The 14,841-nt window shown below is 67.1% G+C and carries 13 protein-coding genes, 4 tRNA genes, 1 pseudogene and 1 riboswitch; of the genes and pseudogenes, 4 read left to right on the top strand and 14 right to left on the bottom strand.

The features are described from left to right. The 3 genes and pseudogenes from ACWIGI_RS41295 to ACWIGI_RS41285 form a co-directional block, all read right to left on the bottom strand. A pseudogene (locus ACWIGI_RS41295) lies at positions 1-375 on the bottom strand (5-methyltetrahydropteroyltriglutamate--homocysteine S-methyltransferase); the annotation flags it as partial. Between the two features lie 159 nt (positions 376-534). After that, positions 535-709, bottom strand: a riboswitch (cobalamin riboswitch). A gap of 441 nt (positions 710-1,150) precedes the next feature. Further along, positions 1,151-2,677 carry a PepSY-associated TM helix domain-containing protein gene (locus tag ACWIGI_RS41290; RefSeq protein WP_454209149.1) on the bottom strand — a complete coding sequence of 509 codons (1,527 nt, stop codon included), beginning with the start codon at positions 2,675-2,677 and terminating at the stop codon, positions 1,151-1,153. 243 nt (positions 2,678-2,920) lie between these two features. Beyond that, complete coding sequence (locus ACWIGI_RS41285) at positions 2,921-3,448, bottom strand: hypothetical protein (protein WP_454209147.1); 528 nt, start codon at positions 3,446-3,448, stop codon at positions 2,921-2,923. Between the two features lie 89 nt (positions 3,449-3,537). Here ACWIGI_RS41285 and ACWIGI_RS41280 point away from each other — a divergent pair, with 89 nt between their 5' ends. Continuing rightward, positions 3,538-4,608 carry a magnesium and cobalt transport protein CorA gene (locus tag ACWIGI_RS41280; RefSeq protein ID WP_454209146.1) on the top strand — a complete coding sequence of 357 codons (1,071 nt, stop codon included), beginning with the start codon at positions 3,538-3,540 and terminating at the stop codon, positions 4,606-4,608. A 65-nt stretch (positions 4,609-4,673) separates the two neighbouring features. Here ACWIGI_RS41280 and ACWIGI_RS41275 read toward each other — a convergent pair whose 3' ends face one another. Genes ACWIGI_RS41275 through ACWIGI_RS41265 form a run of 3 tightly spaced genes read right to left on the bottom strand, consistent with a single transcriptional unit; the run spans position 4,674 to position 6,341 of the window. Further along, complete coding sequence (locus ACWIGI_RS41275) at positions 4,674-5,507, bottom strand: helix-turn-helix domain-containing protein (protein WP_454209145.1); 834 nt, start codon at positions 5,505-5,507, stop codon at positions 4,674-4,676. After that, complete coding sequence (locus tag ACWIGI_RS41270) at positions 5,504-6,034, bottom strand: DUF6879 family protein (protein WP_454209144.1); 531 nt, start codon at positions 6,032-6,034, stop codon at positions 5,504-5,506. Before ACWIGI_RS41270 ends, ACWIGI_RS41275 begins: the two co-directional genes overlap by 4 nt. Further along, positions 6,015-6,341, bottom strand: a complete 327-nt coding sequence (locus ACWIGI_RS41265) for a hypothetical protein (RefSeq protein WP_454209143.1) — start codon at positions 6,339-6,341, stop codon at positions 6,015-6,017. Before ACWIGI_RS41265 ends, ACWIGI_RS41270 begins: the two co-directional genes overlap by 20 nt. A 48-nt stretch (positions 6,342-6,389) precedes the next feature. On the opposite strand from ACWIGI_RS41265, the gene ACWIGI_RS41260 reads away from it, so the two are divergent. Further along, entirely contained in the window at positions 6,390-6,830 is a 441-nt protein-coding gene (locus tag ACWIGI_RS41260; RefSeq protein WP_454209142.1) for a MarR family transcriptional regulator, read from the top strand. A gap of 131 nt (positions 6,831-6,961) precedes the next feature. Here ACWIGI_RS41260 and ACWIGI_RS41255 read toward each other — a convergent pair. From ACWIGI_RS41255 to ACWIGI_RS41230, 6 genes are all read right to left on the bottom strand, one after another. Then, positions 6,962-7,035, bottom strand: a tRNA-Lys gene (locus ACWIGI_RS41255). A 28-nt stretch (positions 7,036-7,063) separates the two neighbouring features. Next, positions 7,064-7,136: transfer RNA gene (locus ACWIGI_RS41250), tRNA-Phe, on the bottom strand. Positions 7,137-7,170: 34 nt separating this feature from the next. Next, a tRNA-Met gene (locus ACWIGI_RS41245) sits at positions 7,171-7,248 on the bottom strand. Between the two features lie 28 nt (positions 7,249-7,276). Further along, a tRNA-OTHER gene (locus ACWIGI_RS41240) sits at positions 7,277-7,362 on the bottom strand. A 149-nt stretch (positions 7,363-7,511) separates the two neighbouring features. Beyond that, positions 7,512-8,843 (bottom strand): hypothetical protein, encoded by a 1,332-nt coding sequence (locus ACWIGI_RS41235; protein WP_454209141.1) that lies wholly within the window; start codon positions 8,841-8,843, stop codon positions 7,512-7,514. Positions 8,844-9,404: 561 nt separating this feature from the next. Beyond that, complete coding sequence (locus ACWIGI_RS41230) at positions 9,405-10,307, bottom strand: alpha/beta fold hydrolase (protein WP_454209140.1); 903 nt, start codon at positions 10,305-10,307, stop codon at positions 9,405-9,407. 97 nt (positions 10,308-10,404) lie between these two features. Here ACWIGI_RS41230 and ACWIGI_RS41225 point away from each other — a divergent pair, with 97 nt between their 5' ends. Beyond that, a complete protein-coding gene (locus ACWIGI_RS41225; protein ID WP_454209139.1) occupies positions 10,405-10,818 on the top strand; it encodes a winged helix-turn-helix transcriptional regulator in 414 nt (137 codons plus the stop codon). A gap of 39 nt (positions 10,819-10,857) precedes the next feature. On the opposite strand, the gene ACWIGI_RS41220 is transcribed toward ACWIGI_RS41225, so the two are convergent. Beyond that, the gene (locus tag ACWIGI_RS41220; protein ID WP_454209138.1) at positions 10,858-11,238 is read right to left on the bottom strand and encodes a hypothetical protein; all 381 of its coding nucleotides are present in this window, start codon (positions 11,236-11,238) and stop codon (positions 10,858-10,860) included. Positions 11,239-11,636: 398 nt separating this feature from the next. On the opposite strand from ACWIGI_RS41220, the gene ACWIGI_RS41215 reads away from it, so the two are divergent. Further along, complete coding sequence (locus tag ACWIGI_RS41215; protein ID WP_454209137.1) at positions 11,637-12,842, top strand: FAD-dependent oxidoreductase; 1,206 nt, start codon at positions 11,637-11,639, stop codon at positions 12,840-12,842. A 934-nt stretch (positions 12,843-13,776) separates the two neighbouring features. On the opposite strand, the gene ACWIGI_RS41210 is transcribed toward ACWIGI_RS41215, so the two are convergent. After that, the coding region (locus ACWIGI_RS41210) for a DUF222 domain-containing protein (RefSeq protein WP_454209136.1) at positions 13,777-14,841 on the bottom strand (1,065 nt) is incomplete at its 5' end.

Below are 14,841 nucleotides of genomic sequence, written 5' to 3'. Positions count from 1 at the left end.
GAGGTAGTGGTAGTTGGTGTCGAACCACTTGGTCATCTCCAGCGGCTGCACCTCGGCGTTGCCGCGCGCGGCCGCGAAGTAGCGGTCCAGCTCGTCGGCGATGCCGGCCACCCGCTCGGGCAGCGCGCCCAGCAGCACGGCGGTGTCGAGCACCTGGTCGTAGTAGGAGAAGGTGCCCACCGGCACCGAGTCCAGACCGGCGTCCCGCGCGGCGGTCAGCTGGGCGGTGCGCAGGTCGGCGGCGACGGCGTGCAGGCTCGCGGCGTCCTGACGTCCGGCCCAGTACGACTCGATGGCGCGCTTGAGCTCCCGGTTGGGCCCGATGCGCGGGAGCCCCAAGACGGTTGCGGTGAAGGCGGTACGTGGGTTCGACATTGAATGAACTCCATGGTCAGCAGCAGATGACCGCCACCCATACGGAGCGCACACCAATGGAGCCCTGGAAGCATCGATCCCGTGCCCGGGTTCCACTCGGCGTAACGCCCAATCCACGAGGCGACGACCGCCGGATACGGCGTATCCGGCGCAACGGGCAGGTCTTCGGACTCGTGGGCATCGACCCGGGAAAGGGTCGGCCCCCGGCGCTCGGGCCCGGGGCTGGTCCTACTGACCGTCGCTTCCCAGGCATGATTCATGCGCCCAGTGCGGGTGACGGCTGTCGTTCCCACTCACCGCTGCGGGACAGTCCCGGATTCTCACCGGGTTCCCTCTCGTCCCCGGCGCGCGAACACGCCCTGGACTTCGACGCCAACGGACGGATCAGGGGCTCCTCGACTCCGCCGCCGGCGAACCAGCTGCGTGGCGAATATAGCGAAATCCGCGGGATCCACCAACAACCGTGTCGCGATTCACGCGGATCGGGTCGGCGGGGGCGTGAATGGATATGCCGGAAATCCGGTCCGAATACGTTCTGCCACAGCGTTTTCCGGCAGCGGTCCGCTCACCGGCCGACATCGCCGATTTCGGCGAATCGCCCGGCCCGGGCACCGATCGAGCCCCGGACCGGTCTGCGTCGGTCCGGGGCTCGTTCGGGGTGTCTGCCATGGTGATGACTCAGCATGATGCGACGGTCGGGACAGTACCCGCGCCGACGCGCCGCCCAGTGGGCACTGTGGCCCAGGACACGCACCCTGGCCAGTGGCTGTCGTCGCTAGGTCCCGGCGGGCGCGCGGCCGGACCGGCGCCCGATCCCCGCGATGATCACGTCGATCAGCAGGAACCCGAGCAGCGGGATCCCGAACAGGGGCAGGAACCAGCCGATCGCGATCGCGGCGGCGGCCAGTGCGAGAACACCGGGCAGGGGTGCTCGCCGCACCGCGCCGCGCGGGGGCGGGCGTCCTGCCGCCCAGCGGGTACCCCGGGTCGGGCGGCGCTGCCACCACAGTCGATAACCCCGGACGATCACCGTGATCAGCGCCAGCGCGACCGCGACCAGCAGCAGCTGATTGAGCAGCCCGAACAGGGTGCCCATGTGCATGCGGATGCCCCAGTCCGCGAGCTTGGCGGCGAACGGGTACGCGCTGTCGTAGTCGAGAACGCTCGTCACGCTCAGTGTGGCCGGGTCGACGGCTGCGGCATCCGTGGTGAGGCGGTACGCCTTCGCCGATTCGGCGACACCGATCGCCTGTCCCGGCTCGGCGGGCAGTGTAATCTCCACCGGCGCTTGGACTCCCGCGCTGTTCGCCGCCGCGACCACCCGGTCGAGATCGATACCGGCCGGGGACGATGCGCCGGCGGCGGGTGCGCCGCCGTGTCCACCGTGCTCGCCGCCCGCCGATGCCGGCCCGGTGAGCGCGGTGTCGAGCTGCGGACGCTGCCAGGACATCGCCTCGCGCAGCTCGGTCACGTTCTCCCCCGCGTACGGCGACCAGGTGAGCCCGGTCGCCGAGAGGAACAGCAGCATCACCAGAATCCACACGCCGGTAGCGCCGTGCCAGTTCAGCGTGCGCGCCCGCCCCGGAACGGACCGGTCCACCCGGACCAGCCGCGCTCGCCGGCCGCGAACGCGGTCCCGGCGAAACTTGTTCCACCACAGCAGGAGTCCGCCCAGCGCGACGAGCCACAGCCAGGACGCCGCCAGCTCACTGTAGAGATTGCCGGTCTCGCCGAGATGCAGGTCGCGATGCAGGACGTCGACCCAGGTGCTGAACGGGAGCGAGCCGAACCAGGAGGTCTCGCTGCCCAGGACCGTGCCGGTGTAGGGATCGACGAAGACCGCCCGGAGTTCCTCCGCGCCCAGGCCGGGGTCGGCGAAGTGCACCCGGGTCGACGACGTGGGGTCGGCGGCCGGGAGCACCGCGGCCACCGTCAGATCGGGATGGGCGGCCTGGGCGGCGGCGACCTGCTGCGCGAGCGGAAGAGCCGTACCGTCGGCGGGCTCGACGGTGAGCAGGTCGGCGTAGACGAATTTCTCGATGGACGGCGCCAGTGCGTACAGCGCGCCGGTGAGCGCCGCGATCAGCAGGAACGGACCCACCAGCAGGCCGGCGTAGAAGTGCAGGCGCAGGATCAGGGGCCGCCAACTGCGCGCGGATCGTCGTGTTCCGGCCGGGCCGGCGGGATCTCGCACGGCAGCCGAATTCACCGGCGCGTGTGGTGTTGTCGGGGTGGTCGCCGCCGCGGCGGCGTCGTCGGACGGCGATCCCGGGGGATCGCCGATCCCGGTGCTTGTAGACATGAAACGCAGGGGCCCTCTCCGGGCATGAAACGACGCTCGTTCCACGCGGTGCGGGAACGGCGGTTGACGGCTGTCACGCGACCGTCATCGCGAAGTCGCCCGCGCCAGAGCCCACCGGGTGCTGATTCGCAGGTGATGGAGACGGCGCGAGCTGTTGTCCGGCATCGACGGACAGACATGGTGCTGTGTGTGCTCCCCGGCGTCCGCCCGAGTGATTCGTGTACTCCGGGGCGAGAATCCGCGTCAGGCGGCTGCGCGCAGCACCGGCGGGCCTCGATTGCCGAGTCCGGAACTCGACAGCGGTCGACGAGCCCCCGCCGTAATGGGTTCGCACACCGCGGAAGTCGCGACGCCACCGGGATCGGCGACGGCCACGAGCAGCACCAGCCAGCGGCGGACCGTACCCAGGGCCGAACGCACCAGTCGCTCCGCCGACCACACCGCGAGACCGGCGCCGACGGCGAACAGCAGATGACTGCCCAGCATCCCCGCGGTCGGAGCCATCGGATGGTGCCCGGACGTCACCGACAGCACCGTGTGCCCCAGCATCTGCCCGAGCCCGAGCTGCACGACCACCACCGGCAGTCGCCCGCCGACCGGCCCGGACCCCACGCACCCCAGCAGCGCGCACACGGCCACCAGCAACATCAGCGCGTCCTGGTGCGGAACCATCCCGCCGCCGATCCCGTGCGCCGCCACGGCAGCCGCTCCGGACAGCGCGCCGATCATCGCGCCCCGCAGCCGAGCCGCGATGACGGACGAGGTGAGCATGGGGGCAGAATACCGCCCGGATCAGCGGCCCGCGGCCGACCGGACGCATCCCCCTCGCGCGGGACCGCCCGGCCTCCTAGCATCGTGCGGTGTCGTCCGATTCACCGTCGCCGCCGTTCAGGTCCGCCCGTCAGCGCGCCCGCCTGCGCAAGATCCCGGTCCCGACCGCGCGCGCGATCGTCGACTGCGCGGTGTACGTGGACGGCCGGCGCCTGAAGGGCCGGTTCACCCACGTCACCGCGCTAGGCGAAGTACGTTCGCGGGGAACGGGATTCGTGTGGGTGGGTCTGCACGAGCCCGACGCCACGCAGATGGCCGATATCGCCGAGACCTTCGGACTGCACCCGCTCGCGGTCGAGGACGCCGTGCGCGGACACCAGCGTCCCAAGCTCGAACGCTACGACGACACCCTCGTCACCGTCATGCGCACCGTCGCCTATGTCGAGCACGAAATGCACAGTGTCAGCGAGATAGTGGTGACCGGGGAGATCCTGGTGTTCACCGGCCCGAACTTCGTCGTCGCGGTCCGGCACGGCGAGCATTCCGGCCTGACCGGGGTGCGCCGGGGTCTGGAAGCCGACCCGGATCAGCTGGCCCTGGGCCCCGGCGCGGTGCTGCACGCGATAGCCGACTACGTCGTGGACACCTACGTCGAGGTGGCGCATGCGCTCGAGTTCGATGTCGACGCGATGGAGGAGGAGATCTTCACCCCCGCCTCCCGGATCGCGATCGAACCGATCTACCAGCTCAAACGCGAGATCGTCGAGATGCGCCGCGCGGTCCTGCCCCTGGCCCTCCCCCTGCACCAGCTCGGCAGACCCGAAACTCCCCTCCCCAAGGAGATCCGCCGCCACCTACGCGATGTGGCCGACCACCACACGGCGGTCGCCGAACGGATAACCGACTTCAACGAGACCCTGTCCGCCCTGATCACCGCTGCCGTGGCCAAGACCGGCGTCCAGCAGAACACCGACATCCGCAAGATCTCCGCCCTGGCCGCGATGTTCGCGGTCCCGACGATGCTCGCCGGCGTCTACGGCATGAATTTCACCCACATGCCCGAGCTCCGCCAGCCCTGGGGCTATCCCGCGGTGCTGGTTGCGATGGTGGTCCTGTGCGGGGCCCTACTGGTGTTCTTCCGGCGCAGTAAGTGGTTGTGAGGCAGGAGTATCGGATCTCGCTGGTTGCCCGATCATCCCGGTCCCTGATAGGAACCCGGCCAGGGTTACAGCTTCCGCCGCCGCTCGAGCTCGGTCACGATCAGCTCGCGTGCGGCGGCCCCGATCGCAGCCTGTTCGGTGAGTGTGCGGAACGTCTTCTCATACAGTTCCATCTCGCGCGGCTGGGTGATGGTCAGCTCGGCGGTAATGGTCTCCACCAGCACCTTGCGACGATCGAACATGCAGAAATTCGACTGCGGAACAACATATTCGGTATCGGCCGGGATGATTCCGAGCACTACCCTCGGCAACTGCATGGCCATCAGCAGTCGATCCAGCTGGCCGATCATGACGTCGTTGTCGCCGACGGTCGTGCGCAGCACCTGTTCGGCGATCAGGAAGTGGAACCGATGGTCACCGCGATACAGGACCCGTTGCCGTTCCAGCCGCGCAGCCACCATGGCGTCGAGGTCCCCGCGTGTTCCGTGGTAGAAGTCCAGGACTCGGCCGATCAGGGCCTGCACGTAGTCGGGTGTCTGCAGCAGGCCGGGAACCACCCAGGGTTCGTACCAGCGCATGAGCTTGGTTTCAGCTTCCCAGGCGATCGACCGCCGTTGCCGGACCGGTAGCCGCATGCGCTTGATCTCCAGGTACGCGGCTTCGATGTTGCGCAGGGAGGCGATGAGATCGGGTACCTGATCGGCGGCGCCACACGACTCGCACCAGGCGATGATGTCGCTATCGGCGGGTGTCTGTTGCCCCAGTTCGATTTTCGACATCTTCGAACGCGGCCAGCCGTGCAGATCGGCGAGCGCCCGGGCGGTCAGCCCCGCGTCTTTTCGGATCTCGCGGAGCTGACCGCCGAGCGCTTGCCTGGCCGCCTGTGCCGGATCGGTCACCGTCCGGCAGCGGTTGCGACGTAGTCGGCAAGCGGAATCGCCGACGGCCAGATTCGATCTCGAATCGATCGAATATGAGCGGTGATCACCGGGTCGGTGGTGGTGGCCAATCCGGCCCCCGCCCCGGTCGGCGTGAAGACACTGAACGCGACCAGGTTGTCATCGAAGATCCACCAGTCGTCGCCACCGAGCAATGACGGATCGACCAGATGCCTTGGAACGTACCGAATCTCTTCGCCGGCCAGGGCATTGAGGCGTGCGATGTGCAGCGCGAACCGGGTGTAGTCGGTGTGCGGTTCGGTGACGACCCGGACGCGCCGCATGTTCTTCCCGGCCGCCGTCGCCTCGCGCACGACGTTCGACCAGTCGGCGAACCACGCGTAGTCGTCCGGTTCGCCCGCCAGGAAGACGCGGAACGGCTCGTCCTCCTCCGGGGTGCTGTAGGTGTCCTCCAGCTCGAGATGAACCGCTACGGACCACTCCGCACGGAACAGTCGGCTCGCGTCCTCACCGTGGTGCAGCAGCATCCCTGCGAATCTCCTGTCCTACAGGTATTTCGATGCTCATCTCATGCTCCGGCGTGTCCATCTGAGCGAGCGCTTCGGGGTCGGTCACCGGGACCCCGGTGAGCACGAACGTGCCATGCCCGGTGTCTGCGAGCAGGGTACCCAAGCACGTGCCGGGCGCGAGGAACTCGAGTAGCCGGTGGGGGATCTCGATCTGCTCCGGGGTGTCCGTCCGCCAGCCCTGACACACGTAGGTGTCGCGGTCGGAGAGGTACAGCGTGGGCGATTGGGTGCCGGTGGTGTTCTTACCGAGGAATGTCAGACGCATGGGTTTGCTCCCTGTCCAAGGTGTTTCGCGAAGTTTCTTCGCATATACATGGTGGCTCTATGTGCGACGGGTGGTCAACGTTTCGGACCAATCGAAGAAACTTCGAGAAACTTCATAGACCGTCGCGCCCGCAGACTCCTAGCGTCGATCCCAGGCGTCCGGGGCCGTTGGAGTCGCGGCTCCGGACTGCCTCATCCAACGACAACAGGGGCGGGTATGCCACTCACCGAGTCACAGGCCATAGTGCTTGCCACGTTGGCCGCCCGAGAACCGATGAAGACACTCACCGTCCGACAGCTGTGCGACAGAACAGGTTTCACGAGCTCGAGCATCCGAAGGATGGTCGGCGCTTTGGCTGCGTCGGGTCTGGCACGGTGTGACCGGCGCACTCCTGCCGGCTGGCGAACAACGGCTCGAGGATGGGCGCTCATCACTGCGCGTCGGTACAGCGACTACCGCGACAGCGACCTCGGGGGCGATGCGGCATGAGTCTCGGCGACCACGACTATTCCGCGCTCGAACACTTCGAGTTCACGCGCCCGCGAGGCTGGATCCAATTCGCCGACGGCTCATGGGAACCGGTGTGGGCCGACGGATCGGTCGGCGACACAGCCGTGAAGTACCCCCACCAGGGCTCGAACCTGGGACCCGCCGCTTAAAAGGCGGCTGCTGCTACCAACTGAGCTATAGGGGCATGCGGCACCATCGCGTGCTGCCGCTCGCCGATCCGGCAGGATTCGAACCTGCGGCCTCCTGGGCTTCAACCAAGCGCTCTGCCAACTGAGCTACGGACCGATTCCCGCCCGAAATGTATGGGCGGGTATGTAATTGGAAGCGGTGGTCGGATTCGAACCGACGACCTACGGGTTATGAGCCCGTTGCGCTGACCTAACTGCGCCACACCGCTATCGGTTTGCATTCCCGAAGGAACACAGCGGAAAGTTGAGGAGTCGAACCCCCGGGACACTATGCCCTCCTCCGGTTTTCAAGACCGGCTGACCTCCACAGGCCGGAACTTTCCTTTCCCGCCGCCCCGTCGGGAGTGCGGTGAAACAAGATTCGCAGCAACCGGCTGAACCCGCAATCGAATTATCGCGAGCGACAAATCCGTGTATCTCCTCGGTGCACGCATATACCATTCGGAGTCAAGAGATTTCGCACAACGCGCACCTACCGTTTCTGGAGCGTGGTTCGCCTGCTCAGCAGCAGCGCGATCATCAACGCGCAACCGACCGCGACGGCCAATGTCACCCCGACGGCGACGACACTGCGAGACACCTCGGTGGTGCGGTACCAGGCCGGCGAATACGCGAGATGCCCGTAGGTCCTGTCGCTCAACGCGATTCCCGCGGAGGGAATCAGCAGCACCGCGAGCCCGACCACCGCCGAACTCGCCCGCACCGGCACCGCGGAGCCGAGGCAGAACCCGCCGAGCACCCCGAGCGCGACGCAGCCGAGCGGGGCCGCGACCACCGGATCGAGATCGATCACGACCGAGACCATGACACCCACCCCCAACAGCACCACACCGCCCGCCGCGACCAGCACGCGCGGCCACCACAGCCCCGCGAGCAACCCGGCGACCACGCCGAGCACCGCGACCAGCTCGATCCACCCCGACCGCGGCAACGTCGTCACCAGGCTGCCGACAGCGGCGAATCCCGTCAACAGCAGCAACAGCACACCGTCGCGCCCCGGCAGAATGAACGCCGCGACCGCGGCGGCCAGCACGATGATGACCGGCGCCACGATCAGGGTTACCGGATTTTCGGTGGTGGCCAGCGACGCGGACGTCAGCAGGATCGCCGGATACACGATCAGCGCGGCCATGATCGGCGCCAGCCGAATCGCGAAATCGGTGCCGGGCACCCGCAGCGGACCGCGCAGCCCGGCGAAATACCCGAGCACGATCACCGTCGCGCCCAGGATCCACACCGGCAGCGCCCCGCGCAGCACACAGTGCAGGCCGTGCGTGCCGGCCGCGTCGTCCGGGGTCTGGGTCAGATCACCCAGCAGATTCGCCGAGAACGCCCCGAACAGATACGCGGCCCGCAGGATCTGCTCGCTCCACACCGCGACCGCCAGCGCACCCAGCAGCACGCCCGCCAGCAGGGCGTCCACGAAGTTCAGGGTCGTCATCGACGGCCCCCGGCTCGTGTTGACCGACGGCAGCAGGAGCAGATGATTGGCCAGAATCGCGATCAGGGCGGTGAGCGCCGTCCACGCGGCGACGCGCGCGCTCCCGAACGCGCACAGCACCATCGCGGCGACGACCGACAAGAACGCGCCCATGGCCATGGCGCGCGGGACGTTGAACACCATGAGATCCAGGTGCAGCGTCGAGGACAGCGCGTCGTAACTGATGGGCAGCATGATCGCCAGCACCGCGACCGCCGCGGCCACGAACACCGCCGCCGATTCCATCCCGGCCCGCGCCGCCGACCGCATTCGCAGAAACTCGCGGCCACCGGTCACGGGGTACGACTGAGCGTGGGTGTGCACCGAGAACTCCGTTCGTTCGACGGATCAACCAGCGCGAGCCTGCCGATCGAGCGTAGCGAACACGCGCGAGCGCCCTCCCACCGCAGCCGTTGATCTTGTAGTTTCGGCTGGTGCCCGACACCGTATGGCCGCTCCGATACGACGACCATTTCGTCGAACGCAGGCCACGCTGATCAGGAAACGGCTGGACCAGGACCGGGGTGTTCGATCACGCCGACGCCGCCGATGCGTACGGTGACCAGATGCACGGGCGCCCAAGCGAGGACCCAGTAGAGCGCGCCGATGAATCATCTGACTCGCCGATATCACCGGATCCAATTCTGCTCTCGCACATCGCCGCAGCCTCGTCGGCGAACGCCCTAAAGTCACAATCGAACCCGTCATCGACAGCGGGACCCATCGTCCGCAGCCGATCCGCGAGCCCGTCGAGCCGATCGACAAGGTCATGTTCTTCGAATCGCTCCGGATAGGGACGACTGGTGGCGAGAACGTCTGTGAGTCGGACCAGTGCCGAGTCGACAACCGAAGGGTCTTTCACCAGGCTCGCCAAGCGATATCCGTTCACGAAGAATGCCACTCCTCCAGCGTGGCACCCGATTCGGGCTGGGCGGCAAGGAAGGGCAGTATCAGCGCGAGCAGCTCGCGTGGTCTGTCCAGCGGGATGATGTGACCGCAATCCGGGATGAGGTGCCCTTCGAGGGTGTCGGTGATGGGGCGGAGCTGGCGTTCCAGGGCATCGCCGACCGGGTGGGAGCCGATCGCCAAGGTGGGCACGGTCAGGCGAGTGGCGGCCACGGCATCCTCGAGCTGGCGAGCGCTGGTCGGGAGCGCGCGGTAGTAGGAGAACGCGCAGCGCAGGGCCTCGGCGCCGGTGAAGGCGTCGACGAACGCCTCGCGGATGTCGGTTCGCACACCCTGGCCGCGGGTGCCGGTGGTGAGGAACCAGTCGATATAGCGGGCCTCGTTGCCGAGTAGAACGGTCTCGGCCAGGCCGGGTACGGAGTGGAAGCCGAACCACCACGGCGGACCCGCAGACAGGAAGTGCTCGGCGCCCGGGAGCCTGCCGAGCAGGGCCTCCATGACCACCAGCCTGCGCACACGATCGGGATTGCGCAGGGCCAGCAGGACCGCCACCGGGGTTCCCGCGTCGATCGTGACGACCATCGCGGTGGGTTCGCCTAGAGCATCGAGGATCCCGGTGACGTCGGCGGCCAGCGTTTCTGCGTCGTACCCGTCCGCTGCCCGGCTGGTGGCGCCGAACCCGCGCATGTCCGGGGCGATGACCCGATAGCGCTCGGACAGCGGGCCGATGACCTCGCTCCACAGTCGCCACGTATGCGGAAAACCGTGCAGCAGAACGAGTGCCGGGCCCGACCCGGCAACGGCGACGTTCGCGTGGATGCCGTTGGTGGCTATCCGGTGCAACTCGACCGAGGCGGCAGCCAACGATGCCGGGTGAGCCATGGGACCTCCAGGTGGTTACGATTGGTTACCAGAAAACCGTAGGTAACAGACCGAACGCGGCCAAGAAGGCACTTTCAGCACAGGTGGTGAGGTCCAGGTGACCACCCGATCGACCGGAACGACCCCGCCGGCGCGCGGCGACCTGTTCGATTCCCAATGCCCCACACGCCAATTGCTGGATCGCCTCGGCACGAAATGGACGTCCATGGCGGTGAAGGTCCTTGCCCAGGCCGCTCCCGGCGAGGTCCGTTTCGCCGACCTCCGCCGCCGCATGCCGGGCGTATCCCAGAAGATGCTGTCGGTAACCCTGCACAGCCTGGTCCGAGACGGCCTGGTCACCCGGCGTGTAGAGCCGACCGTCCCGCCGCGCGTGCACTATCGCCTCACCGCGCTGGGTCTGTCACTGGAGACTCCCCTGGCCGCGCTGCGTACCTGGGCCGAGGACCATATGGCCGAGATCGACCACGCCAACGCCGTCAACGACGCCCAAGCCGCTTCGCCCGTCGATTAGCGGCGATACCCACCCGGCTGCCCGCGACCGGCCCTCGATCTATTCCGACGCAACTACAGGCCGCAGCCAACACCACCAACCGCCCTCGCCCGCAATGACTTCGACTTCCCGGCCGTCGATCTCGACAACAACCGGCCCCGGTCGTTCAGCACGGCCAAAGGCACAGCTGACACCCCGGTCGTCCCTCTGAATTCCGATCGGCTCGGACGACGGCGTGCTGGCCACCCCACCGGAACTGTGGCCGCTACGCCACCGCCCATCCTCGTGACGCCAGAATCGCTCCGCAGTGATCTCGCGGCCATCGCCATTGCTATCGATGATCGCTAACGCACTGACCCCGTTCCCGGCGACGAACAGCACCCGCGCGTGCAGCGGACTCCAGCCGCCGTCCGCAACCACTTCTGCGGCACTGGGTTTCATACAACCCCCATTTGATCGGCTCCCCCGCCAGGACTAATGCGGCCGAGTCCATCGTATTCACGCACCGACTGCCACGAACCTCGGCGCGTTCACACCGGACCACGTCCACTCGAATGTTACTGCTGCCTAGGGAATCTCGACCGAGCCCAGGAGGGCCTCCCGCACCGAAATCTTGATCATGGCCGCGACACCACCTCCGAGGCCCGGAACACCGCCGATCAGCCTGGGATGGACGGCCCGGCGACCTCTTGGATAGACCGCAGCCATCGCGGCGCCTCTCCCTCACTCACGAGTCAACTAGTAGTTGACGAATCGCCGTGCGTCAACTACTAGTTGACGCACGGCGACAGTTCGCGAGTGGATTTTCGCCGACAGCACATCGAGCCGAGGAGTTCGCATTGGAAGCCTTCGAACCCACCCGACCCCGAGCCGCCGAATCACGTAGGCGCGCAACGATCGTCGGCGCCGGAATCGCCGGCCTGGCCGCCGCCCTGGGATTACATCGGCAGGGCTGGGACGTCATCGTGATCGAACAGGCCCCGGCCCGGCGCAGCAGCGGCTACCTGATTAACCTGCACGGACCCGGATACGACGCCGCCGAACGCCTCGGACTGATCCCGGCATTGGCACCGCGAGACATCGGATTCTTCACCTCGATCCTCGTCCACGCCGACGGCCGGGAGAAACTCCGAATTCCCGCCGCGGTCACCGAAGCCGCCGTCGGAACCCGGGCCGTGAGCGTATTCCGTGGCGACCTGGAATCAGCGCTGTACGACGCCGTCGCCGAATTCGCCGACTTCCGCTTCGGAGCCACGGTACGGTCCATCGCCCAGACCCCCGAGGACGTCGAGATCACCCTCGGCGACGGCACCCGGCTCAACGCCGAACTCCTGATCGGCGCCGACGGCGTGCACTCCCGAGTCCGCGAACTCGTATTCGGCTCCGAGTCGGAATATTTCGTCGATCTGGGCCACATGGTCGGCGCGTTCCCGCTGGCAACACCCCCTGCCGATCTGCCCGATGGATTCGGCACCACCTACATCGGTCCCGGGCGCACGGCCGCGGTCATGCACACGGGACCGGACAGGTCCTCGGCGTTCTTCGCCTACCGCTGCCCCACCCCCGGCGCCGAACTCGCCCTTGGCGCCGCGACCGCACTCACCGGAGCATTCGGCGACCTCGGCGGTGATGTCACCGAAGCACTTCGGCAACTCGACGCCGAACCCGGTGCCGCCTACTTCGATTCGGTCGGCCAGATCGTCATGGACCGCTGGAGCCAGGGCCGAGTCGTCCTGCTCGGCGACTCGGCGTGGTGCGTAACGGTATTCGCCGGCTACGGCGCCGCTCTTGCCCTCGACGGCGCCGACCGGCTCGCTGACGCGCTGACGGCGCACGGCGACGACATTCCCGCCGCGCTCGATGCCTGGGAGACGGAGCTTCGGCCGGAGGTGAAGAAGCGACAGGCGCTGGCGCGTAGGGGAATCGGCCGATTCGCTCCACCCACACGCGCGCATGTGGTGGCGGGCGATCTGATGCTGCGCGCTATCCAGCTTCCGGGCATTCGCGGATTGGTTCGGCGGGCTATTCAGCGGGCCAATAACTAGGTCGCATTTCGGAATGGTGCGGGGTCGGTGGTGCCGAATCTTGGAGCTACTCGCGCACTTGATCTTCGTCGGGACAATTGGGTGCGCGTTGATCGCGGTCGAGTGCCCTGCCGGAGAAGAGATGCCGAACACGGAGTGCCAGCCGGGGTGGGTTGGGTGCCTCGACGGCGGTTGGATGCCCTACCGGGGGCAGAGATGCCTAGGTAACGGAGTACCAGCGGGGGCGGATTGGGAGCCTCGATGGCGGTAGAGAGCCTTACCGCAGGAAAGGCGACTAGAAAACGGAGTACCGGCGGGGCATGTCGGGTGCCTCGGCGGCGGTTGGGTGCCCGGCTTGGAAAAGATTCCTGGATAACGGAGTACCGGCGGGGGCACGTCGGGAGACTCGACGGCGGTTGGGTGCCCTACCGGGGGAAGGACGCCTGGATAACGGAGTACCAGCCGGAGCCGGTTGGGTGCCTCGCCTACGGTTCCAGCCCTCCCGAGCCGATCAACGGGATCGAAGCCGTCGGATGCGTAGCCGAGTTCCCAACCCCGGGCCGGACACGACTATCACCACCAGAGACATCACCCTGTTGTGCTGATGACGAGTATTTGTCTGTAGGTCTCGAAAAGGTGCCCACGGCCGGCCAGCCAGGCCGGAAGGGCGAACCCGCTCCCAACTGGGGAGCCATAAGTCGGGTACAGCAGACGAGGTAACCAGCACGGTCGCATCTGTTTTGCCTGCTCTCCCGAACCCCGCTGGAAGACGTAGGGGTGTGGGGTTGGGCTACGTCGGCCACGGGCGTGAACACCGATGCGTGTGGTCGTGCCGACTGCCTGGGTGTGAAGCGCCGGGCCAGGGTTTGGGCACGCGAGGAGCCCCTTCGGCATGGGAAAGCCGAAGAGGCAGACTCGAAAGCAGCGGTGAGACTCGATACCCAAGACCGGGTGGCTAACAGCGCCATCGTGCGGGGATACCCGGAAACTGGGGATGATGACGGAAGTTCACACGTGGCCTACGAGTTCGGTCGATGTGTGGTGGAGGGATCCAGCCGGTTTTGCCCGGATTCTCCGAATCCTCGCCCATCACAACGGTTTGCCACCCGTTCGGGCCGGTGTTGATCTGGGCGTGGCAGGCATCGCACGCGAGGGTGAGGTTCTCGATGTCTGTTTCACCGCCATCGGCCCATTCTCGGATGTGGTGTACGGCGGAGCGGCTCGCTGGCGCGTCGCATCCGGGGCGGGTACAGCCCCGCTCGGTGGCGGTCAGCGCCAACCGTTGTGCCGGGTTCGCGAGACGTTGTCCGCGGGACAGGTGCAGTGGGCGACCGTTGCGATCGAGCACGACCAGGTACGGGGTCGAGTTCCTGGCGACCTGGAGTGCTTGGGTGATGGACATGGTGCCGCCGGTGGCTGTGGTCGCCACGCCCGCGCGCTTCTCCAGGTCTTCGATGCTCATGGTGATGATCGTCGAGACCGGCAGTCCACGATGCGATCCCAGCTTCGTGGGGCCCATGTCCGGGCGGAAGAACACCAGCAGAGCGTCATGGTTGCGCTGGTCGGCGGTGCGGTGATCGCGTTTGGCGGCGGCGCGCAGCTTCGCGCGAACGACGGCGCGGGCACGCTGGGCCGGGGTCAGCGAGGGGTCGTTTGCGTCGGCGTCGGCGTTCTCGTCGCCGTCGTCGAGTTCGGTATCGAGCCCGAGTTCAGCGGTGGTCCATGGGCTTTCGGGATCATCGGGGTTGCACATGCCAGGTCGCCCGAATTTCTCGAACATCGGGATCATCACCGCCCCCAATTGCGGGGTGAGGTATCCCGAGATCGGGTACATGCCATCGATGCCCTGATGCCCGATCTTGATGCACCGGACCCGCTGACGGTCCCTGTCCTCGGTCAAACGCCCATCCGGGTCGACGTGCGCCAGGATATGCACCCCGAGCTTGGTCACACCCTTCGGATCACCCTCGCGGGCATAAGAGGTCAGATGCTCCTCGGCATGATCCTTCACTTCCGGACC

Source organism: Nocardia sp. NPDC055321 (assembly GCF_053645575.1).
Note: the sequence above shows the minus strand (reverse complement) of the source record. Positions and strands in the feature narration are given on the sequence as shown.

What these genes read in the sequence shown, in the direction of transcription:
- ACWIGI_RS41290 (WP_454209149.1), bottom strand. Translation starts at nt 2,677, where the DNA reads ATGTCTACAAGCACCGGGATCGGCGATCCCCCGGGATCGCCGTCCGAC.
- ACWIGI_RS41285 (WP_454209147.1), bottom strand. Translation starts at nt 3,448, where the DNA reads ATGCTCACCTCGTCCGTCATCGCGGCTCGGCTGCGGGGCGCGATGATC.
- ACWIGI_RS41270 (WP_454209144.1), bottom strand. Translation starts at nt 6,034, where the DNA reads ATGCTGCTGCACCACGGTGAGGACGCGAGCCGACTGTTCCGTGCGGAG.
- ACWIGI_RS41265 (WP_454209143.1), bottom strand. Translation starts at nt 6,341, where the DNA reads ATGCGTCTGACATTCCTCGGTAAGAACACCACCGGCACCCAATCGCCC.
- ACWIGI_RS41260 (WP_454209142.1), top strand. Translation starts at nt 6,390, where the DNA reads ATGGTGGCTCTATGTGCGACGGGTGGTCAACGTTTCGGACCAATCGAA.
- ACWIGI_RS41230 (WP_454209140.1), bottom strand. Translation starts at nt 10,307, where the DNA reads ATGGCTCACCCGGCATCGTTGGCTGCCGCCTCGGTCGAGTTGCACCGG.
- ACWIGI_RS41220 (WP_454209138.1), bottom strand. Translation starts at nt 11,238, where the DNA reads ATGAAACCCAGTGCCGCAGAAGTGGTTGCGGACGGCGGCTGGAGTCCG.